The 19,887-nt window shown below is 59.4% G+C and carries 16 protein-coding genes and 1 rRNA gene; 10 read left to right on the top strand and 7 right to left on the bottom strand.

The annotated features are described in order from the left end of the window. Positions 1-26 precede the first annotated feature (26 nt). Together ACEN8Z_RS11100 and ACEN8Z_RS11095 are read left to right on the top strand one after the other, a co-directional pair. On the top strand, positions 27-1,574 hold the full coding sequence (locus ACEN8Z_RS11100; RefSeq protein ID WP_495597642.1) for an amino acid ABC transporter permease/ATP-binding protein: 1,548 nt from the start codon (positions 27-29) through the stop codon (positions 1,572-1,574). A gap of 59 nt (positions 1,575-1,633) precedes the next feature. Next, entirely contained in the window at positions 1,634-2,422 is a 789-nt protein-coding gene (locus ACEN8Z_RS11095; protein ID WP_495597641.1) for an SDR family oxidoreductase, read from the top strand. 70 nt (positions 2,423-2,492) lie between these two features. Here ACEN8Z_RS11095 and ACEN8Z_RS11090 read toward each other — a convergent pair whose 3' ends face one another. The 5 genes from ACEN8Z_RS11090 to ACEN8Z_RS11070 are packed head-to-tail and all read right to left on the bottom strand — an operon-like array spanning position 2,493 to position 8,221. Next, on the bottom strand, positions 2,493-3,326 hold the full coding sequence (locus ACEN8Z_RS11090; protein ID WP_108232001.1) for a class I SAM-dependent methyltransferase: 834 nt from the start codon (positions 3,324-3,326) through the stop codon (positions 2,493-2,495). Then, positions 3,320-4,477: an acyltransferase family protein gene (locus ACEN8Z_RS11085; protein ID WP_495597640.1), complete on the bottom strand. Its 1,158-nt coding sequence runs from the start codon at positions 4,475-4,477 to the stop codon at positions 3,320-3,322. Before ACEN8Z_RS11085 ends, ACEN8Z_RS11090 begins: the two co-directional genes overlap by 7 nt. Then, on the bottom strand, positions 4,474-5,358 hold the full coding sequence (locus tag ACEN8Z_RS11080; RefSeq protein ID WP_495597639.1) for a class I SAM-dependent methyltransferase: 885 nt from the start codon (positions 5,356-5,358) through the stop codon (positions 4,474-4,476). The genes ACEN8Z_RS11085 and ACEN8Z_RS11080 overlap by 4 nt, the downstream gene beginning before the upstream one ends. Next, the gene (locus ACEN8Z_RS11075; RefSeq protein ID WP_495597638.1) at positions 5,355-6,650 is read right to left on the bottom strand and encodes a glycosyltransferase; all 1,296 of its coding nucleotides are present in this window, start codon (positions 6,648-6,650) and stop codon (positions 5,355-5,357) included. Before ACEN8Z_RS11075 ends, ACEN8Z_RS11080 begins: the two co-directional genes overlap by 4 nt. Then, positions 6,644-8,221: a glycosyltransferase gene (locus tag ACEN8Z_RS11070; protein WP_495597637.1), complete on the bottom strand. Its 1,578-nt coding sequence runs from the start codon at positions 8,219-8,221 to the stop codon at positions 6,644-6,646. Before ACEN8Z_RS11070 ends, ACEN8Z_RS11075 begins: the two co-directional genes overlap by 7 nt. Before the next feature lie 421 nt (positions 8,222-8,642). On the opposite strand from ACEN8Z_RS11070, the gene ACEN8Z_RS11065 reads away from it, so the two are divergent. Genes ACEN8Z_RS11065 through ACEN8Z_RS11030 form a run of 8 tightly spaced genes read left to right on the top strand, consistent with a single transcriptional unit; the run spans position 8,643 to position 17,631 of the window. Then, positions 8,643-9,557, top strand: coding sequence for a GDP-mannose 4,6-dehydratase (locus tag ACEN8Z_RS11065; RefSeq protein ID WP_495597636.1), 915 nt, complete (start codon positions 8,643-8,645; stop codon positions 9,555-9,557). Next, positions 9,554-10,525 (top strand): GDP-mannose 4,6-dehydratase, encoded by a 972-nt coding sequence (gene gmd / locus ACEN8Z_RS11060; protein WP_495597635.1) that lies wholly within the window; start codon positions 9,554-9,556, stop codon positions 10,523-10,525. Before ACEN8Z_RS11065 ends, gmd begins: the two co-directional genes overlap by 4 nt. A gap of 3 nt (positions 10,526-10,528) precedes the next feature. Beyond that, entirely contained in the window at positions 10,529-11,971 is a 1,443-nt protein-coding gene (locus ACEN8Z_RS11055; protein ID WP_495597634.1) for a mannose-1-phosphate guanylyltransferase/mannose-6-phosphate isomerase, read from the top strand. Further along, on the top strand, positions 11,972-12,769 hold the full coding sequence (locus ACEN8Z_RS11050; RefSeq protein WP_495597633.1) for an ABC transporter permease: 798 nt from the start codon (positions 11,972-11,974) through the stop codon (positions 12,767-12,769). It begins immediately after the preceding gene. Continuing rightward, the gene (locus ACEN8Z_RS11045) at positions 12,769-14,022 is read left to right on the top strand and encodes an ABC transporter ATP-binding protein (RefSeq protein ID WP_495597632.1); all 1,254 of its coding nucleotides are present in this window, start codon (positions 12,769-12,771) and stop codon (positions 14,020-14,022) included. Before ACEN8Z_RS11050 ends, ACEN8Z_RS11045 begins: the two co-directional genes overlap by 1 nt. Beyond that, a complete protein-coding gene (locus ACEN8Z_RS11040) occupies positions 14,019-15,386 on the top strand; it encodes a glycosyltransferase family 4 protein (RefSeq protein ID WP_495597631.1) in 1,368 nt (455 codons plus the stop codon). The genes ACEN8Z_RS11045 and ACEN8Z_RS11040 overlap by 4 nt, the downstream gene beginning before the upstream one ends. Next, the gene (locus tag ACEN8Z_RS11035; protein WP_495597630.1) at positions 15,370-16,500 is read left to right on the top strand and encodes a glycosyltransferase family 4 protein; all 1,131 of its coding nucleotides are present in this window, start codon (positions 15,370-15,372) and stop codon (positions 16,498-16,500) included. The genes ACEN8Z_RS11040 and ACEN8Z_RS11035 overlap by 17 nt, the downstream gene beginning before the upstream one ends. Then, positions 16,501-17,631, top strand: coding sequence for a glycosyltransferase family 4 protein (locus ACEN8Z_RS11030; protein ID WP_495597629.1), 1,131 nt, complete (start codon positions 16,501-16,503; stop codon positions 17,629-17,631). It begins immediately after the preceding gene. 40 nt (positions 17,632-17,671) lie between these two features. Here ACEN8Z_RS11030 and mrdA read toward each other — a convergent pair whose 3' ends face one another. Together mrdA and rrf are read right to left on the bottom strand one after the other, a co-directional pair. Next, complete coding sequence (gene mrdA, locus ACEN8Z_RS11025) at positions 17,672-19,564, bottom strand: penicillin-binding protein 2 (RefSeq protein ID WP_495597628.1); 1,893 nt, start codon at positions 19,562-19,564, stop codon at positions 17,672-17,674. Between the two features lie 199 nt (positions 19,565-19,763). Further along, positions 19,764-19,879: ribosomal RNA gene (rrf, locus tag ACEN8Z_RS11020) — 5S ribosomal RNA — on the bottom strand. Positions 19,880-19,887: the final 8 nt, after the last annotated feature.

The raw sequence follows: 19,887 nt of genomic DNA, 5'->3' as shown, positions 1-19,887 counted from the left end.
ACCGGGGCGGCAGATCGAGGTGCCCCATGCAATTCGATTGGTCGTATTTCTTTTCCCTGTTTTCCCTGCCGGACTTCTGGAATGCCTGCGTCACGGTGATCCAGCTCAGTGCCCTGGCCTGGTTCATCGGCATGCTGCTGGGTTTTGTCCTCGCCACGGCCAAGCTCTCCCAATCGCCCTTGCTGCGCATTCCCGCAGCGGTCTACATCTGGTTCTTCCGCAGCATCCCGTTGCTGGTACTGGTGGTGTTCGTCTACAACTTGCCGCAATTGTTTCCCGGCAGCGGACCGATTCTGTCCAACCCCTTCTACGCAGGGTTGCTGGCCCTGGTGGTCACCGAAGCGGCGTACATGGCGGAAATCCATCGTGGTGGCTTGATCTCTGTCGCCAAGGGCCAGAAGGAAGCCGGGCGCGCGCTGGGTGTCGGCCTGTTCGGCATGCAACGCTTGATCGTGATCCCCCAGGCTTTCCGTATTTCGCTGCCCACTTTGATCAATGAATACATCACGGTGGTCAAGCTGACATCGCTGGTCTCGGTGATCTCCCTGACCGAAATCCTCACGGTCGGCCAACGCCTCTATGCCACTAACTTCCTGGTCATGGAAACCCTGGCTGCAGTAGGCGTCTACTACGTCTTGATCGTCACCGTGTTCGGCTATTTCCTGCAGCGTCTGGAGCGCTACCTGGACCTGAACTTCCGCAAGCCGCACACACTCGACGCAGCCACCATCGCCAAGTTCAGGGCCAGCGCCGAAGCATTGCCCGACAATGCGCGCAAAACCGCAGGCAACAACGCGACGCCAATCCTGCAACTGAAGAACATCCAGAAGAGCTATGGCACGCATAAAGTGCTGATGGGTATCGACCTGAATGTCGAATACGGCCAGGTGGTCTCGATCATCGGGCCATCCGGCTCCGGCAAAACTTCGCTGATCCGTACCGTCAACGGCCTGGAAAGCATCGATACCGGCGACATTCTGTTGTTCGGCGAAAAATTCATCGAGGCCTCAGACAAACCCAACAGCTCCCGCCTGCGCAAAGGCGTGCGGCACATCGGCATGGTGTTCCAGAACTTCAACCTGTTCCCGCACCGCACCATTCTCGACAACGTCACTCTGGCACCGCGGTACCACGGCCAGCCGGGCGAGCTGAGTGAACACCGTGCCTATGCGCTACTGGACAAGGTCGGCCTGCTGGCCCATGCCCACAAGTACCCGCACCAGCTCTCCGGTGGGCAGCAACAGCGTGTCGCAATCGCTCGAGCCCTGGCGATGGAGCCGCAGATCATGCTGTTCGACGAACCGACCTCGGCCCTCGACCCGGAACTGGTCAACGACGTGCTGAACGTGATCCGCGACCTGGCCAAGGAGGGCATGACCATGCTGATCGTGACCCACGAAATGGACTTCGCCATGTCGATATCCGACAGAGTCGTATTCATGGAGAACGGCAATATCCAACTGGATGCGTCACCTCAAACCATACGATGCGATACCGAAGGGGAAAGAGTGCGGCGCTTCATGGGAATCAGTACCCGATCGCCAAGCCTGTCTAAAACTGTGGATCATGCATGAGCATGGTGCTGCTCTAGGCAACCCCTTACATTGAGCTTCCTTCTTTCAGGAATACACGCATGAATCTTGGAATAGCAGGACGCTGGGCACTGGTGTGTGCCGCCAGCAAAGGCCTGGGTAAAGCCTGCGCACAGGCACTCGTCAGCGAGGGCGTGAACGTGGTGATCACCGCCCGAGGCGAACACACGCTGAATGAAACAGCCCGTCAGCTCAGAGCAATCAATCCGGAAGTGACGGTCATCGCCGTAGCCGGAGACATTTCGACGCCCGAGGGGCGGGCAGCAGCGCTCATGGCCCATGAGCATTTCGATATCTTGATCAACAATGCTGGAGGCCCTCCCCCCGGGGATTTCCGCGAATGGAATCGCGACGTCTGGCTCAAGGCGCTGGATGCCAACATGCTCACTCCCATCGAGCTGATCAAGGCCACGGTCGATGGTATGGCAGCACGCGGATTTGGCCGGATCATCAACATCACGTCGAGTGCCGTGAAGTCCCCTATCGAAAGCCTGGGCCTGTCCAATGGCGCACGCAGTGGTCTGACGGGGTTTATCGCAGGGCTTGCCCGGCAAGAAAACATTGCCAGTCGTAATGTGACGATCAACAACCTGCAACCGGGCTCATTCGACACTGATCGACTGCGTGACAACCTGGTCGCTGCTGCTGAAGAGTCAGGGCAAAACAGTGAGGCATTCCTTGACGAATGCCGTAGCGAAATTCCGGCCAAACGCTTCGGCTCTCCCGAGGAATTCGGTGCGCTTTGTGCCTTCGTTTGCAGCAGCCATGCAGGCTACCTGACCGGGCAGAACCTGTTGATTGATGGTGGGGCCGTTCGCTCCAGCCAATAATGGGCGCGGGATGGCAGCCATGGCGGTGACGGACGGCCTGTTGCAGACCGTCCGTCACCGCCATGGGTGATCAGGGTTTACGCGCAATGATCACCTGACTTTTCGCCACCACGGCATCCAGCGCCTGCTTGATCTGTGCACCCCGTGGCGAAGCCAGGATCGCCTGCCAGGTATCCGCCCAGTGGTTGAGCAGCGGATGGTCCGGGTTGCTGAAGTCGACCTTGGCTTCCCAGAACAGCAGCATCCACATCGACCAGTAGAATCCGTACTGGCTGTGGCTGATCACTTCCAGGCCGGCATCGCTGACCATGGCCTTGAACTGCTCTTCGCTGATGATGCGAATGTGGTTGGGCTTCTGGAAATACTCGGCCGCCGCGATATCTTTCTGCAGGTCTTCGGAGCTTGGGTGCGGGACGCTCAGCAGATACAACGCACCCGGCTTACCGACGCGCACCAGTTCGGCGAGGAACTGCGCCGGATCGTCCACGTGCTCGATGACCTCGGTGGACACCACCCGGGTGGCGGTCGCATCGGCAATCGGCAACGGGTTGCAGTCGGTGACATGGCATTCGACGTCGCGGGCCGGTGTATCGCTCAGGCGCTGGCGGGTCGCTTCGACCTTGGCCGCGTCGATATCGGCGATGATGATCTTCGCCCCGCGCATCCCGCAGAAATGCACGTTGCCGCCGTCGCCACAGCCCACATCCAGCAGCGTGTCCTCGGGGGTTACCGGGAAACCGCTGAACAGCTCGCCGGTTTGCTGATTGAACCAGCCGCTGAGCATCGCGTCGTGCAGGCCGAGCATATAGGGGTCGACCTTGTCCGCCACTGGCGACGCGGGCGGTGTCTCTGGCTGCACAGGCGCGGGCGTGCCCGCCGTGAGTTTCTTCAAAAGGCTCAGCATGAGGTGGCTCCAGAGGGTGGGACGGCTGTTCGGGAGGTGCCCAGGCGTTTGACCAGCGAAGCACCGCGGTTGCGCATGGGCATTTCGATGTAGCGATAGTTGAGTTCGCTCAGCAGCACGATCAGGCCGCCAGCTATCAGCAACATCAGAATCGGATGGCCAGCCGGACTGGGCAGCCCGGCAGCCTGTAATCGGAAGATGAATTCACGAACCAGCAAGTAGGCCGGGATATGGATCAAGTAAATCCCGTAGGAACGACTGCCGACCCACGTCATCAGGTTTTTGAACACGCCGCGCGGCAACAGGTAATCGCGGTTGTAAGAAGCGATCCAGACCAGCAGCGCGCACAGCACCGCAATCACGCCGATCCGGTAAGAAGTGAAGGTGAAACGATCCGTTGCCATGAAGCTGAGCAGCAGCGACACCGTGATCAGTGCGGCAACACCCGCCCATGGACGACGCAAGAATTTTGGCTCCCGGCGCAGGTACGACGGTTGCGTACTCCACATCGCCAGCAGCACGCCAAGGGCCAGCGCGTCGGTGCGTACCACCATCAGGATCGGCGTGCGCAAGGTGAACAGTTGCACCGCAACCAACGCCAGTAACGCCCACACCAGGTGCTTGCGAAACAGCACGACCATCAGCGGAAACAGCAAATAGAACTGCTCCTCCAGCGACAGGCTCCAGTACACGAAACTGGTGCCGTACTCATAGCGATAAAAACTGTCGGCAAAACGGAAATTGGCGTATTGCGCGATGCCGGCCAGGGTCGCCTGAAGGTTCGCGTGCAGCGTGCCGAACGCACCGGAGCGGTTGAGAAAAAGGCACGCCAGCAACATCAGCGCCAGCCATAACCAGGCCGAAGGCAGCAAACGAAAGGCCCGGCGCAACCAGAAATTGCGCGTCTGTTGCCAATATTCCTGACGCGTTGTGCAGCGGCGCAAGGCCGGGATCAGGCTACGGGCAATGACGAAGCCCGAGATTGCGAAAAACAGATCCACGCCCCACCACGGCTGGCTGTACAGCGTGATCGTCTGCAGCAACGGCACAGCCGCCGCGAACAGGCTGTCCTGCAAGTGATGAAACAGCACGCCGAGCACCGCAATACCGCGCAACAACTCGATGTCCATGATCCGCTTGTCGTTACTCATACGCCCTCCTGGGCATAGGGTTTGCGAGCAATGATCACCTGGCTCTTGGGCATGAACCGGTCCAGCATTTGCTTGATCGCCAACCCGTCGGGCTGTGCCAGCAGGTCCTGCCAGGTTTTCGCCCAGCTCTCCATCAGCGGCGGATATGGGGCCTGAATCCGGTCGCGTACCGCACCGCCCAGGTCTCGTCCGGCGGCCCGTTCACTGGCCCAGAAAAAAATCATGCCCATGACCCAGAAAAACCCGGTGGCCTGGCGATGTTCGATGACCAGGCCCGCGTCCTCCACCAGCGCAGCGAATCGCTCGGGGCTGAAAATCTGCACGTGATTGGGCGATTGAAAGTAGCTGGCGGGGGCAATGCCTTTCTGCAAATGCTCGCCCACCGGGGACGGCACGCTCAGCAGATACAGTGCGCCAGGGCGTCCCATGCGTACCAGTTCGGCCATGAAGGGTTCTGGTTGGTCGATGTGCTCGAGCACCTCCATGCACACGACTTTGCTGGCGCAGCCCTCGGCCAAAGGCAGCGGCAAACTGTTGCTGACCAGCCCCAGGTTCGGTTTGTCCGACTGTGCCGCCACTTGCCGGGCAAGCTCGCAGACCTTGTCGTGTTCACTGTCGGTGAAGATCACCGAAGCGCCCTGGCGGACCGCGAACAACGTCGCCACGCCTTCGCCGCAACCGACATCCAGCAAGGTGTCGTCGGCGGTGATGGCAAACCCCTTGAGCAATTCGCCGCTGTCGCCCGAAAACCAGCCGTCATGCATTGCATCGTGCAAGCCCACCTCTCTTGGCGACACACGGGATTGCTCGACCGGCAACGGCGCGGGCTGGGGCTCGGGTTTCGTCTCTGGAAAGAAACGTCTGACCAATGTGCGAATCATGCCTCAGGGGTTTCCACGGCACGGCTCTCGAACAGGCGCTCAAAAAACACATCAAGCCGCTGCTCGGCAGTGGCCTGGCTGCAGAATTTTTTGAGACTGGCCACTGCGTGCACGGACATCTGTGCATAACGCTCGGGATCCCCCTTGGCCACGTCATAGCTTGATCGGTAAGCCCTGCACAACGACGCCCAATTGGTAACGTAGCGCAAGGTACGAAACGCCCTGCGCGGGTCATGTGGCCAGGCCGTCAGCTCATCGGTGGAGTCAATCAGGAATGCATTATCGGCATCCAGATAATCGATCATCGCCGTGGTCCTTGGCGCTACCGCCGGTTTGCCACAGGACATGAACTCCATCAGCGGAAGACATTGGCCTTCGCCGTAGGACGTGTTGACCACATAACTCGTGGCTTGCACCAGCTGCTCATAGTCCGCGTCAGCCAGATAGCCGTAAATCAGCACGACCCGGCAGCGGTACGACTGGTTTTTGTACAAGTGGTGAAGGATGTCAGTCAGTGCTTCTTTAGCATCGTGGTGCGTCAATTTGAGCACCAGTGTTGCGTCATCCACCTCGCGAAACGTCACGCAAAAGGCACTGAGCATGTCTTCCCAATTCTTGCGCCCATCGCCGGGGTTGAACACCGAGGTGTAAATCACACCATCGAGGACCAACTCGTGTTCACTCGGCGGGGCATCGAAATCAATACCCACGCCTTCGCGAGTTGCCACGGGGCCGAAGGCTCGCAAGTCGAGTTCGCGGCTGTCCACCAGCAACCCCTTGAGCGTCAACCGCACCTGACTGGCCAAGGGCTGACGTTGCAAGTGGGCGCCGCGCTCGGAAAACCGGTCCCATACCGGGGCAGGTACCGCGATGATCGGATAGTCGGCGCCCATCGCCTCGCGCACCGCATTCACGGTGTAGCTGGAATGCGTAATCGCCGCACCCGCTGCCCGCAACACCGTGCGCCAGTCATTGAGCGGGTCACCGGCAAAGGGTTCGTTGGGGATGGTGCTGAATTCCCACGCGAACACCGGCAGTGTCGGGCAGGCAAAATTGACCGGCGTGCGATGAGGCGGTGAGAACGACAGGAACACGCACGCTTCACCACGGGACAAACAGTCCATGTACAAGGCGTCGACTTCGGTCTGCGGGTCGTTGACTTCTACCACTCGCCCCAGCCGCGCCAGCACGGGTCGGTACTCCTTGAGCACGAAGTAATAGCTGTACTCCGAGCGGCCAAGGTTCTGGGCAATGGTGTGCTGGTTGGTTTCCGAATGAATGATGATCAGCATGGGGCGTTATCCGTCACGGTTGCTGTCGGCAAAGCCTGTGGCGCCAGCCCGAAAAAATCCGCCATGCGTTTCTGTACCGGGGCGAAAGCGCAGTAATCGTGCATGCGCTCGACGGCGGCGAGGGACATGCGCTGATACTCCAGCGGTTGTTCCTTGGCCAGACGGTAGCTGTTTTCGTAGGCGGTTTTCAGCGAACCCCAGTCCGGCCGGTAACGTAGGGTGCGGTAGATGATACGTGTGTCCTGCGGCCAGATGGTCAGCTCTTCGCTGGACTTGACCACAAACGCCACACGCTCATCGATGTAGTCCTCCATGGCCGTGTGATCCGGGGCAATCACCGGTTTACCGCTGGCCATGAACTCCATCAGCGGCAGGCACAGCCCTTCGCAGCGCGAGGCATTGACGTAGTAACTGGCGGCTTCGTACAGCCGGGCGTATTGCGGGTCGTCCAGGTAGCCGTGCATGACCACCACCCGACAGGCGAACGGGGAAAGCTGCGCGAGCAACGTCATCAGTTCGTCGTGGTAGGACGACAGATCGCTTTGGGTAATCTTCAGTACCAGCGTCGCGTCAGACGTTTCGCGGAACGCCCAGCAGAATGCGGTGATCAGTTGATGCCAGTTCTTGCGACCGTCACGCGGGTTGAACACGGTGACGTACACCACACCGTCAACCTGTGTTTCGACCTGGGCGGTGGTGTCCGGCCACTGTCGCGGTTCTGGCTCGGGTACTGCCATCGTCTGCGGGCCGGCGATGGCCGGTAACCAGTCAGCGAGACGCTCATGGGCGGCTTCCGACAACAAGTCGCGAATCCCTTCCCAATACCACTGGCTTAGAAAATGAGTGCGATGCACCGGGACCGGCAGCGATCTACCCTTGTCCAGGCGCCACATACGCAGGTAATGGCGAGCAATCACCAAGCGGCGCTTGAGCGTCAGCGGCGGTGGCTTCAATGCCTCCAGCTCGGCCTCGAGCGCCGCCAGTTCCTCGGCGGTCGGCACGACGGGAATCAGTGCATCGGCGCTCAGCCCGAGTGTGCGTGTATCGAAGATGCAACCCTTGATGTCCAGTGTCGAGCCGGCACTGATCGGGACACTGGTGTGGCGACTACGAATGTCGGCGAAGTTTTCCCACAACGGCGTCGGCAACACCAGCACCGGAAAGTCTTCGCCCATGGTCCGACGAATCGCCCGGGCGGTATGGCTGGAGAGTGTGATCACCCGCCCCTGGCGCGCCAGCATTTGCGTCCAGTCCTGGCGCGGGTCGTTATCCCATTGTTCATCGGGAATCGAATCAAACTCCCAGGCCACCACGCAGATCGTCGGGCACTCAAGGTCGTTCGGGGTTTTCTGCGGCGGCGTAAACGACAGGAACAGACTGTCTTCGCCGGCGGCCAATAGTTGTTTGTAGAGCGGATCGACCTCGGCGGTGGAGGACACCACATGCACTCGCCCAAGGCTTTCGAGTACAGGGCGATATGCCTTGAGCACGAAGTAGTAACTGTACTCGGGACGGCCGAGACTCTGGCTGATGGATCTGTCGTTGACGTCGGAGTAAAGAATGAAATTCATGGCATCCCACGGTGACGCCGCCATCCCGGCAGCCTCACGCTATGACGGGGAAAACACGGTTCGAGCCAGTATTTACTGGCGCTCGTCCATCGTCTTGCTGCCCGTCTTCGTTCTTGTTTTAGTGGTCAGTTTCTCGCAGTTTCGAAGCGACGCTGCCGAACCCCGTTAATCGTGACGAGGGGCATTCTAACCACATCCGTTGAGGATTCGTGAACCGCCCGGCGAGAATAAATCAGGCTACGCTGACGAGAACTGACCGGTCACGGTTGGACCTGTTGAAATTACCGAGCAAATGGCACAGATTGGCTACCAAACAACTACAACAAACATTTCACCTGTCTTTTGAGCCACCCTATCGGTTCCAGAGAGCTTTCCATAAGTCTGTGGGAATTGGATGAAATGAATGACCGGGGGGTCGCTGTTGAAAAGACGTCTGTTTGTCACGGGTCTGAATGGATTCGTCGGACAACACATCCAATCGCGTTTGCAGGCCGATGCCTCGGAATGGGAACTTCTGCCTGTTCCTTGCCGCTACGATCTCGCCGCGCCGGAAAGCCTCGAAGGCTTATGGCCGCAAATGCCCGACGCGGTTATCCACCTGGCCGGTCAGACATTCGTCCCGGACGCCTTTCGTGATCCGGCGCGCACCCTGAACATCAATCTGTTGGGCACCCTGAACCTGCTGCAAGCGCTCAAGGCACGCGGATTCACGGGCACCTTCCTGTACGTCAGCTCTGGTGATGTCTATGGCCAGGTCACTGAAGCCCATCTGCCCATCACTGAATTGCAACCTCCCTGCCCGCGCAATCCATATGCCGTGAGCAAACTGTCGGCAGAGTTCCTGAGCTTGCAATGGGGCCTGAGTGAAGACTGGCCGGTACTGGTTGCCCGTCCGTTCAACCACATCGGCACCGGGCAGAAAGACAGCTTCGTCATCGCCAGCGCCGCCCGTCAGATCTGCCGGATCAAGCAAGGCCTGCAAGGGCCACAACTGGAGGTCGGGGACATCGACGTCACGCGCGATTTCCTCGATGTCGCAGACGTGGTCTCGGCCTATCTGGCCTTGCTGGAGAAAGGTACGCCGGGGCAGGTCTACAACATTTGCTCGGGGCGCGAGCAGAGCATTCGCAGCTTGATCGAACAACTGGCAGATCTTGCCCGGGTCGACCTGCAACTGGTCCAGGACCCTGCGCGACTTCGCCGCGCGGATCAGCGTCGGGTGTGTGGCAGCCCCGCCAGGCTGGTCGAAACCACCGGATGGAAGTCTGAAATCACAACACAACAATCCCTGCGGGCGATCCTGTCCGACTGGGAGACGCGAGTACGACAAGAATGACTAAAAGTGCATTGATCACAGGTATCACCGGCCAGGATGGCGCGTATCTGGCCAAACTGCTGCTCGACAAGGGCTACAAAGTCCACGGCCTGGTCGCGCGTCGCAGCAGCGACTCGCGCTGGCGCCTGCGTGAGATGGGGATCGAGGCGGACATTGTCTACCTGGACGGCGACATGGCCGATGCCTGCTCAGTACAGCGCGCGGTGATCAAGTCGGCGCCGGACGAGGTCTACAACCTGGCCGCGCAAAGCTTTGTCGCAGCCTCCTGGGATCAACCGGTGACCACCGGCATCGTCGATGGCCTGGGCGTGACCCACCTGCTCGAAGCGATCCGTCAGTTCAGTCCGCACACGCGCTTCTACCAGGCATCCACCAGCGAAATGTTCGGCCTGATCCAGGCCGAGCAGCAGGACGAGAACACGCCGTTCTATCCGCGCAGCCCTTATGGCGTGGCCAAGTTGTATGGCCACTGGATCACCGTGAACTACCGCGAAAGCTTCAACCTGCACGCCAGCAGCGGGATTCTGTTCAACCATGAATCACCGCTGCGCGGCATCGAGTTCGTGACGCGCAAAGTCACCGACGCCGCCGCCCGGATCAAGCAGGGCAAGCAGCAGGAGCTGCGTCTGGGCAACATCGACGCCAAGCGCGACTGGGGCTTTGCCGGGGACTACGTCGAAGCCATGTGGCTGATGCTGCAACAAGACAAGCCCGACGACTTCGTGGTGGCCACTGGCGTGACCACCACCGTGCGCGAGATGTGTCGGATTGCCTTCGACCATGTGGGCCTGAACTACCGCGATTACGTGAAGATCGACCCGGCATTCTTCCGCCCGGCCGAAGTGGAAGTGCTGCTCGGCAACCCGGCCAAGGCCCAGCGTGTGCTGGGTTGGAAACCAAAAACCGATCTGGACACCTTGATCCGCATGATGATGGATGCGGACATGAAACGCGTCACCAAGGAGTAGGCCATGCTGATTCCCGTGATTCTCTCCGGCGGTGCCGGGACGAGGTTGTGGCCGGTGTCGCGTGAAGGCCATCCCAAGCCGTTCATGACATTGCCTGACGGCCAGTCGCTGCTGGGCAAGACTTATCGGCGTGCCGCGGACCTGCTCGACGGCTGGGGCGATATCGTCACGGTGACCAACCGCGAGTACTACTTCCAGAGCAAGGATCACTTTCGGGACGCGCATCTGGGCCGTCATCGCGGGCATTTCCTGCTGGAGCCGACGGGTCGCAATACGGCGCCGGCCATTGCCGCCGCCGCCCTCTCCCTCCAGGCCCTGCATGGCGACGACGCGATCATGCTGGTCATGCCCGCCGACCACCTGATCGTCAATGTCGACGCGCTGAAGGACGCGGTGGAGCATGCCGTGACGTTGGCCAGGCGCGGTCACCTGGTGACCTTCGGTGTCGTACCGACCGCTGCGGAAACCGGTTTTGGCTACATTGAAGCCGGCACATCACTGGACGATAAAGGCGCTGCCAGCGTGCGGCGTTTCGTCGAAAAACCCGACCTGCAAACTGCGACTCATTACCTGGAAAGCGGCAACTTCCTGTGGAACTCCGGGATGTTCTGCTTCTCGGTCGCCACCCTGCTGGCCGAACTGCAAACCCATGCGCCAACTTTGCTGGAGCAGACGCAAACCTGCATGGCCGCCAGCACTCCCGTGGAAAATGCCGGGAGCGTGCAACAGGAACTGTCGCCGGCCCTGTTTGGCGAAATCATGGACATTTCCATCGACTACGCGTTGATGGAGCGCTCCGACAAGGTGGTCGTCGTGCCCGCCCGTTTCGACTGGAGCGACATAGGCTCCTGGGGGGCGGTGGCCGCGCTGGTACCGGCGGATGCCCAGAACAACCGCGCCGTCGGCGAAGCGATTTTCATCGACAGCCACAACAACTTTGTCCAGAGCGACAACCGTCTGGTAGCGACCGTGGGCCTGGATAACCTGATCATCGTCGACACCGCCGACGCGGTGCTGGTGGCCCACGCCGACCGCGCCCAGGATGTGCGCCGGGTGGCAAGGCAGCTCAAGGACAAAGAGCACGAAGCCTATCGCCTGCACCGTACGGTCAGCCGGCCATGGGGCACCTATACCGTGCTCGAGGAAGGTCCGCGCTTCAAGATCAAACGTATCGTGGTCAAGCCCGGCGCCAAGTTGTCGTTGCAGATGCACCACCATCGCAATGAACACTGGGTAGTGGTCGAAGGCATGGCCAAGGTCACCAACAACGGCACCGGCACGCACCTGGTGGCCAAGAACGAATCGACCTTCATTGCTGCCGGTCACAAGCATCGCCTGGAGAATCCCGGCGTGATTGACCTGGTGATCATCGAAGTGCAAAGCGGCGAATACCTGGGAGAGGACGACATCGTCCGCTTCGAAGACCAATATGGCAGGACGGTTTGAATGCTGCTTTCTTTGTACCGCTCGCTGTGGAGCTACCGAGGTTTCATCCTCGGTAGCGTCAAGCGAGAGTTCCAGGCGCGTTATCGCAATTCACTGTTCGGTGCCTTGTGGACCGTGCTTAACCCGCTGTCGATGATCATCGTCTACACCGTGATCTTTTCCCACATCATGCGCGCCCGTTTGCCAGGGGTGGATGACGGCTTGGCTTACAGCGTCTACCTCTGTGCCGGATTGCTGACGTGGGGTTTGTTCGCAGAAATCACCGTCCGCAGTCAGAACATGTTTCTGGACAACGCCAACCTGCTGAAGAAAATCAGCTTCCCTCGGATCTGCCTGCCGGTGATCGTGCTGTTGAATGCCGGAATCAACTTCGCAATCATCATCGGCTTGTTCCTCGGTTTTCTGTTGATCACCGGTCGACTACCGGGCATGGCGCTCTTGGCGCTCATTCCGCTGCTGGCGTTACAAGTGATGTTTTGTGCCGGATTGGGGATGATTCTTGGCGTATTGAATGTGTTCTTTCGCGATGTCGGGCAATTTTTCGCCATCTGTCTGCAATTCTGGTTCTGGCTGACGCCGATTGTGTACCCGATGAGCATCCTGCCCGATTGGGTGCAGCGCTTGCTGCAGCTCAACCCGCTGACCAACCTGATCACCAGCTACCAGAACATCTTCCTCTACGGCCAATGGCCGGTCTGGGGTTCGCTGCTGCCGATCATGGTTGGCAGCGTATTGTTCTTCGTCATCGGGCTGCGGCTGTTTCGGCACAGGGTCGGCGAAATGGTGGATGAACTCTGATGGGGCACATACGCGTCACCGGCCTGGGCAAGGCCTACAAACAGTACCCTACCCGCTGGAGTCGACTGGCCGAGTGGCTGATCCCGTTTTCACCGATCCGTCATCGCCAGCATTGGGTACTGCAAGACGTGACCTTCCAGATTGCCCCCGGCGAATCGGTGGGCATCGTCGGGGTCAACGGCGCCGGCAAAAGCACCTTGTTGAAGATGATCACCGGCACCACCCAACCCACCTGCGGCACCATTGAGCTCGAAGGCCGTGTCGCCGCCCTGCTGGAATTGGGCATGGGTTTTCATGCAGACTTCACCGGCCGGCAGAATGCTGTCATGGCCGGGCAGTTGCTGGGCATGCAGGTCGAAGAGATAGAAGCGTTGATGCCTGAAATCGAACGTTTCGCGGAAATTGGCGATGCCATCGACCACCCTGTGCGTACCTATTCCAGCGGCATGCAAATGCGCCTGGCGTTCAGCGTGGCCACTGCGCGACGCCCGGACATTTTGATCGTCGACGAAGCTCTTTCAGTGGGCGACGCCTACTTCCAGCACAAAAGTTTCGACCGCATCCGCAGCTTTCGCAAAGCCGGTACCACGCTGCTGATCGTCTCCCATGACCGCTCGGCGATTCAGTCGATCTGCGACTCGGCGATCCTCCTGGAAAACGGCCACATGGCCATGCACGACACCCCCGAAGCCGTCATGGATTACTACAACGCCCTGCTCGCCGCGCGTGAAGGACAGACCGTGCGCCAGGAAGCCCTCGCTGGCGGCCAGCTCAGTACCATTTCAGGAACGGGTGAAGCCAGGATTCTGAACGTGCGTCTGCTCGACCAATATGAGCGTTCCATCGACGCCGCCGAAGTCGGCCAGCCGGTCGTGCTGGAGGTGAATGTCGAGGTTCGCCAGGACATCGAACGGCTGGTATTGGGCTTCATGATCAAGGATCGCCTGGGCCAGGCCATGTACGGCATCAATACGCATCGCCAGGATCAGGCGCTGACCGATCTGCAGGCTGGCGAGCGCGTGACCTACCGCTTCGCTTTCGTCATGGGGCTGGGCAAGGGTAACTATTCCGTGGCGTTGAGCCTGTCACGTCTGGATTCGCACCTGGACCGCAACTTCGAGTGGCGCGATTACGGGTTGGTGTTCCATGTCATCAACAACCGGCAGGAGGATTTTGTCGGTTGCTCGTGGCTGGCCGCGAAGACCACCGTTACGCGCTCGAGCGCGCCGGTCACCTCGGGGAGCACGCCATGACGCGTCTTTTGGTGGAGTGCACGCACGTATTCCAACACCCCAAGGTCAATTCGGGCATTCAGCGGGTGGTGCGCAACGTCGTCAACCAGCTACCGGAATCGGTCGACGGTGTTGAATGCATCCCGGTTGTGTTGCTTAAGGGCAAACTCTATCGGGTACTGAAACTCGGCGCGCTGAACATCCCGCTTTTCGATCAGTTGATGATGTTCGGCGGGAGACTTGGCCGGCTGGCACATCTTTTCTGGCAATGGCACCAGCAGCTCGACCAACGTTTGACATCGCGGTTCGCCCGACGCGTGGTGTACGTGACTTATCGACTGACAGCACTGACCTGCTTCAGCGTGCCGCTGCGCCTGATCGACCAGCTCGATCGGTATCAACTGCCCAAACGTTGTGCACCGTTGCAGCATCAACCGGGAGATCAACTGGTGTTGCTGGATTCGTCCTGGCACACCGACTTTTTCCCGTTTGCCGAACAGCTCAAACGCGAAGGCGTGGGCATCGTTTCAGTGATCTACGACCTGATTCCCCTGACCCACCCGCAGTTCTACGACACACGGCTGGTGCAGGTGTTCAACGAGTGGTTCGACTGGATCACCCAGACCGCCGATGGCTACGTGGCCATTTCCGCCACGGTGCGCGACCAGGTGCGAGAGGAGGTTCAGCACCGCCTGGGCTCTGCCAGGGCCACCGAGTTGTGGTTCGATTATTTTCACCTGGGCTCCGAACTCGATCTGAGCGAAGTCACCGCCGCCGTGGAGCCGCGTCTTGCCCGGCTGTTCGAGACGCCGGAACCCGTATTTTTGATGGTCAGTACCATCGAACCGCGCAAAAACCACGACTATCTGCTGGACGCTTTCGAGCTGGCTTGGGCGGCGGGCTCCAAGGTCCGGCTGTGTATCGCCGGTCGGGTCGGCTGGAAATGCGACGCCCTGCTCGCCCGGGTACGCAATCACCCGCAGCTGAATCAACGCCTGTTCATGTTCAATGACCTGAGCGACACCAGCCTCGAACATGCCTACACCCACGCCAGCTCACTGGTGTTTCCGTCTTTTGTGGAAGGCTTCGGCCTGCCGCTGGTAGAAGCCATGCAGCGTGGATTGCCGGCCATGGGCAGCGATATTCCGGTCTTCCGCGAAATCGGTGGTGAGTTCATGGCGTATTTCGACCTGGCCGAACCACAAAGTCTGGCTGATCTGGTCATTCGTTTCGAGAGCAGCGGTCAATTCCCGGCCACTCGCAACGTCGCGGACTGGCGCTGGATCGGCTGGCGTGAAGCCAGTGCGCAACTGGCTTCACGCACCCTGCGCAATCTCTCGGATGTGCCGCTCGAACAAGAGAGGCAACATGCGCATTGCCCTTAACGCCCGCATCCTCCAGGCGCCGCGCACCGGCATCGGCCACTACGTTGCCGAACTGGCGAACGCCCTGGCGGGCGAACCGGATATTGAACTGGCGCTGTTTCATGGCTGGGGCTGGAGTGCTGTGCTGCCTGAAGCGGCCATGCCCGGTTATTCCCGACTGACGCCATTGCTGCGGCAGATTCCGGGGGCCTATCAGGCCCGACGGTGGCTGGAGCAGAAACGCTTCGATCAAGGCCGCGCGCAAGCCATCGACCTCTACCACGAACCGAGTTTGTGGCCGCTGTCGTTCGACGGCCCGACCGTCATCACCCTGCATGACCTGACTCACCTGCACTATCCCGAAACGCAGCCACCGGCGCGCTTGAGAGAAATCGAACGGCGCGTGGCCGACGGCGTGCGTCAGGCAAGCCTGATTCTTACCGACTCGCAATACATTGCTGACGAAGCCCAGGCACATTTCAGGCTACCGAAGGAACGGTTTGTTGTCGCGCCGCTGGGTGTAGCCGCACGTTTTCACCCGCGGTCCCCCGAGGCTATCGACGCCGTACTCAAGACCCATGGCGTCGAGGCACGGGAATACTTCCTCTGTGTCGGCACCCTGGAACCGCGCAAGAATCTGTCGCTCGCACTGCGCGCCCACGCCCGATTGCCGGAGTCAGTCCGTCAGCGTTTTCCATTGCTGATCGTCGGCATGGCCGGCTGGCAGCGCGAGCAGTTCAGCGAAGAATTGCACCAGGCCCTGGCTGGCGGTCATGTCTGTTTGCTGGGCTATTTGCCTGACGAGCACGTTGCGCAGCTGTTGGCCGGTGCCCGGGCATTGATCTTTCCGTCGCTTTACGAAGGTTTTGGCCTGCCGGTGCTGGAGGCCATGGCCTGCGGCACACCGGTCATTCTGACCAGACGTTCGGCCATGCCCGAAGTGGCAGGCTCTGCGGGTAACTATATTGAACCGGATGAAACCGACGGCTTGCGCGATGCAATGAGTCGTCTGATCGAGGATCTAGCGCATTGGCAGGCATGCCGAGAAGCCGGATTGCTACAGGCAAGGCTTTTTACCTGGGAACGCTGCGCGCAAGTCACGGCCAGCGCGTACCGCCAGGCAATGGGAGGTTGAATGCGAGTTCTTCATTTTTTCAAGACGTACCTGCCTGACTCGGTCGGCGGAATCGAACAAGTGATTTTCCAGTTGTGCGAAAGCGGTGCCCTGCATGGCGTTGAAGGCAAGGTGCTGACACTCAGTGCCGATCCGACACCGCCGGTGATGCAGATCGCTCAACATGAAGTCCATAGAGCCAGGCTCGACATTCAGTTCGCCTCCACGGGGTTTTCCTGGAGTGTCTTCAAACAGTTTCGCGAGTTGGCAGCCGAGGCCGACGTGGTCAATTACCACTTTCCTTGGCCGTTCATGGACCTGGTGCATTTCGCCAGCAGCCTGAACAAACCCTGCGTAGTGACGTACCACTCGGACATTATCCGCCAGAAACACCTGCTCAAACTTTACCGGCCGCTGATGAATCGCTTTCTGCACAGCGCCGACCGGATCGTCGCTGCATCGCCCAATTACCTGCACACCAGTGATGTGTTGCAACAGTTTCAGCACAAGACCCGAGTGATCCCCTATGGATTGAACAAGACAGGTTACCCACAACCGGACAGCAATCGGACGGCTCACTGGCGGCAAAAGCTTGGCGACAAGTTCTTTCTGTTTGTGGGTGTGATGCGCTACTACAAAGGCTTGCACATCCTGCTCGACGCCCTGAAGGACCTGGATTACCCGACAGTGATTGTCGGTGCCGGACCAATGGAAGCAGAGCTGCATGCCCAGGCGGCCGCCTTGGGTTTACGCAATGTTCAGTTCCTCGGGCGTCTGGGGGACGAGGACAAAGTAGCGCTGCTGCAGCTGAGCTACGCCATCGTGTTCCCATCGCACCTGCGCTCCGAAGCCTTCGGCATTTCGCTGCTCGAAGGCGCAATGTATGGCAAACCGATGATCTCCAGTGAGATTGGCACGGGCACCAGTTACATCAATATCCACAACGAGACCGGGCTGGTGGTGCCGCCGAGCAATCCAGCAGCGTTTCGCGAGGCAATGCGCACGCTTTGGGAAAACCCGGTGCTGGCGGCGCAAATGGGTGAGAAGGCGCAGGCCCGTTATCAGAATCTGTTTACGGCGGACGAAATGGGTCGCAAATGGGCGGCCTTGTATGAGGAATTGCTGGAAGAAAAAAACCTCGCCTACGCATGATGCAACCGGCCGTGAGCCTGTGTTGTGAAGCCATGAGGGTTCAGACGCGAGGATCGCCCGACGCCTTGCTCGGCGCTGCGTACTGCGGCTTCAGGTGCCCTTCCCGATCGAGTAGCCAGGCGTCCATGATCTCCCGCACGACCGGTCCGGCGACGCGTCCACCCGCCTCGCCGTTTTCGATCATTACCGAAATCACAATCTTCGGGTGCTCGGCCGGGGCGAAACCGACGAACAAGGCATTGTCGCGGTTACGCTCGCGGGTTTTCTCCCGGTTATAACGTTCGCCCTGCTTGATCGCCACCACTTGCGCGGTACCACTCTTGCCGGCAATGCGATACTGCGCCCCCACGGCCGCGGCCCGGGCAATCCCGCGAGCATCGTGCATCACCATCTGCATGCCATGGTTGACCTGTTCCCAGTCGCGAGGATCCTTGAGCAGAATGTTCGGCATTGGATGCTCATCCACCGGCGCGACGCCGTCCACGGTTTTGGCCAGGTGCGGGCGATTCCACACCCCTTTGTTGGCAATCAGCGCCGTGGCCTGGGCCAATTGCAACGGCGTGACCTGCATGTAGCCCTGGCCGATACCGAGAATCACCGTCTCGCCCGGAAACCATGCCTGACGACGCGTGGCGCGCTTCCAGGCTTGGGATGGCATCAGGCCGGGGGATTCTTCGTACATATCGAGAGAGACTTTCTCACCGAGTCCGAACATTGCCATGTAGTCGTGCAGGCGATCGATACCGAGCTTGTGTGCGAGGTCATAGAAGTAGGTGTCGTTGGAACGCATGATCGCCGCATCCATATCCACCCAACCATCGCCGCTATGGTTCCAGTTGCGGTACTTGTGATCGACATCCGGCAATTGGTAATAACCGGGGTCGAACACACGGGTCTGTGGCGTGACGACACCTGCATCGAGGCCGGCGATTGCCACTTCCGGCTTGATGGTCGAACCCGGCGCATAGAGACCGCGCAGCACACGGTTGAATAGCGGTCGGTCGATGGAGTCCCGTAGCGTGGAGTACTCCTTGGAGCTGATACCGGTGACGAACAGATTCGGATCGAAACTCGGGTTGCTGACCATGGCCAACACTTCACCGGTCGACGGATCGAGCGCGACTACGGAGCCACGACGATCGCCCAAGGCTTGCTCGGCGGCTTCCTGAAGCTTGACGTCGAGGCTCAGTACAATGTTTTTCCCGGGCACCGGATCGGTGTGCTTGAGTACTCGCAATACCCGGCCCTGGGCGTTGGTTTCGACTTCCTCGTAACCCACGTGGCCATGCAGTTCCGATTCGTAAAACTTTTCGATCCCGGTCTTGCCGATGGATTGGGTGCCTCGGTACTCGATCGTATCCAGAGCCTTTGATTCTTTCTCGTTGATACGACCGACGTATCCGATCGAATGAGCAAAGTGCTCGCCGAACGGATAATGGCGCACGAACTGCGCCTCGACATCGATGCCGGGCAAGCGGAACTCGTTGACGGCGAGTACGGCAATCTGTTCTTCGCTCAGCTCATAGAACAGCGTCACGGGTACGAAGGGGTGACGTGCCTGCTTCATCGCCTTGTCGAACAGCGAGCGGTCTTCAGCGGGCAAGTGCAGGAGATTGACTACCTCGTCCAGCTCGGCGTTGACATCGCTGGCGCGCTCACGGGTGATGGTCAGGTTGAAGCTGGGGCGGTTGTCCGCAAGGAGTACGCCGTTGCGGTCGTAGATCAATCCACGGGTAGGTGTAATCGGCAGGACATGTACGCGATTATTTTCGGAGATGGTCGAGTGATAGTCGAACTCGACGACCTGCAGGACATACAGGCGTACCACCAGAACACAGGTAATGGCGACAACGAACAAGGCACAAGCCATGAGTCTCTTGTTGACCAGGCGTGTTTCTTTTTCGTGGTCCTTGATCGCTATCGGTTCAGGCACTTGTGCAGCAACTCTTTGAAAAGAATGCCGATCCGTGGGCGCAGACTCAGTCCATTAAAAATGAGCTGCACCTTATCAAAACCGTGGAGTCAGGTTTGTGTGATTTTTTTTACAATTGACCTTGTAGGAGCTCGCTCCTACAGGAGCCAGAAAGACAAAACCCCTACCTGCATACGCAGATAGGGGTTTCGGAATTTAATCTTGACGATGACCTACTCTCACATGGGGAAACCCCACACTACCATCGGCGATGCATCGTTTCACTGCTGAGTTCGGGATGGGATCAGGTGGTTCCAATGCTCTATGGTCGTCAAGAAATTCGG

It is taken from the genome of Pseudomonas sp. Pseusp10, from assembly GCF_059492225.1.
The sequence above is the reverse complement of the archived record's forward strand: the minus strand, read 5'-3'. Positions and strand labels throughout refer to the sequence as shown.

Excerpts from the sequence above, each read along its gene's own strand:
- gmd (WP_495597635.1), top strand. The coding sequence starts at position 9,554 with ATGACTAAAAGTGCATTGATCACAGGTATCACCGGCCAGGATGGCGCG.
- ACEN8Z_RS11040 (WP_495597631.1), top strand. The coding sequence starts at position 14,019 with ATGACGCGTCTTTTGGTGGAGTGCACGCACGTATTCCAACACCCCAAG.
- ACEN8Z_RS11090 (WP_108232001.1), bottom strand. The coding sequence starts at position 3,326 with ATGCTGAGCCTTTTGAAGAAACTCACGGCGGGCACGCCCGCGCCTGTG.
- ACEN8Z_RS11035 (WP_495597630.1), top strand. The coding sequence starts at position 15,370 with ATGCGCATTGCCCTTAACGCCCGCATCCTCCAGGCGCCGCGCACCGGC.
- ACEN8Z_RS11045 (WP_495597632.1), top strand. The coding sequence starts at position 12,769 with ATGGGGCACATACGCGTCACCGGCCTGGGCAAGGCCTACAAACAGTAC.
- ACEN8Z_RS11030 (WP_495597629.1), top strand. The coding sequence starts at position 16,501 with ATGCGAGTTCTTCATTTTTTCAAGACGTACCTGCCTGACTCGGTCGGC.
- ACEN8Z_RS11100 (WP_495597642.1), top strand. The coding sequence starts at position 27 with ATGCAATTCGATTGGTCGTATTTCTTTTCCCTGTTTTCCCTGCCGGAC.
- ACEN8Z_RS11080 (WP_495597639.1), bottom strand. The coding sequence starts at position 5,358 with ATGATTCGCACATTGGTCAGACGTTTCTTTCCAGAGACGAAACCCGAG.
- ACEN8Z_RS11075 (WP_495597638.1), bottom strand. The coding sequence starts at position 6,650 with ATGCTGATCATCATTCATTCGGAAACCAACCAGCACACCATTGCCCAG.
- ACEN8Z_RS11085 (WP_495597640.1), bottom strand. The coding sequence starts at position 4,477 with ATGAGTAACGACAAGCGGATCATGGACATCGAGTTGTTGCGCGGTATT.
- ACEN8Z_RS11055 (WP_495597634.1), top strand. The coding sequence starts at position 10,529 with ATGCTGATTCCCGTGATTCTCTCCGGCGGTGCCGGGACGAGGTTGTGG.
- ACEN8Z_RS11095 (WP_495597641.1), top strand. The coding sequence starts at position 1,634 with ATGAATCTTGGAATAGCAGGACGCTGGGCACTGGTGTGTGCCGCCAGC.
- ACEN8Z_RS11070 (WP_495597637.1), bottom strand. The coding sequence starts at position 8,221 with ATGAATTTCATTCTTTACTCCGACGTCAACGACAGATCCATCAGCCAG.
- ACEN8Z_RS11050 (WP_495597633.1), top strand. The coding sequence starts at position 11,972 with ATGCTGCTTTCTTTGTACCGCTCGCTGTGGAGCTACCGAGGTTTCATC.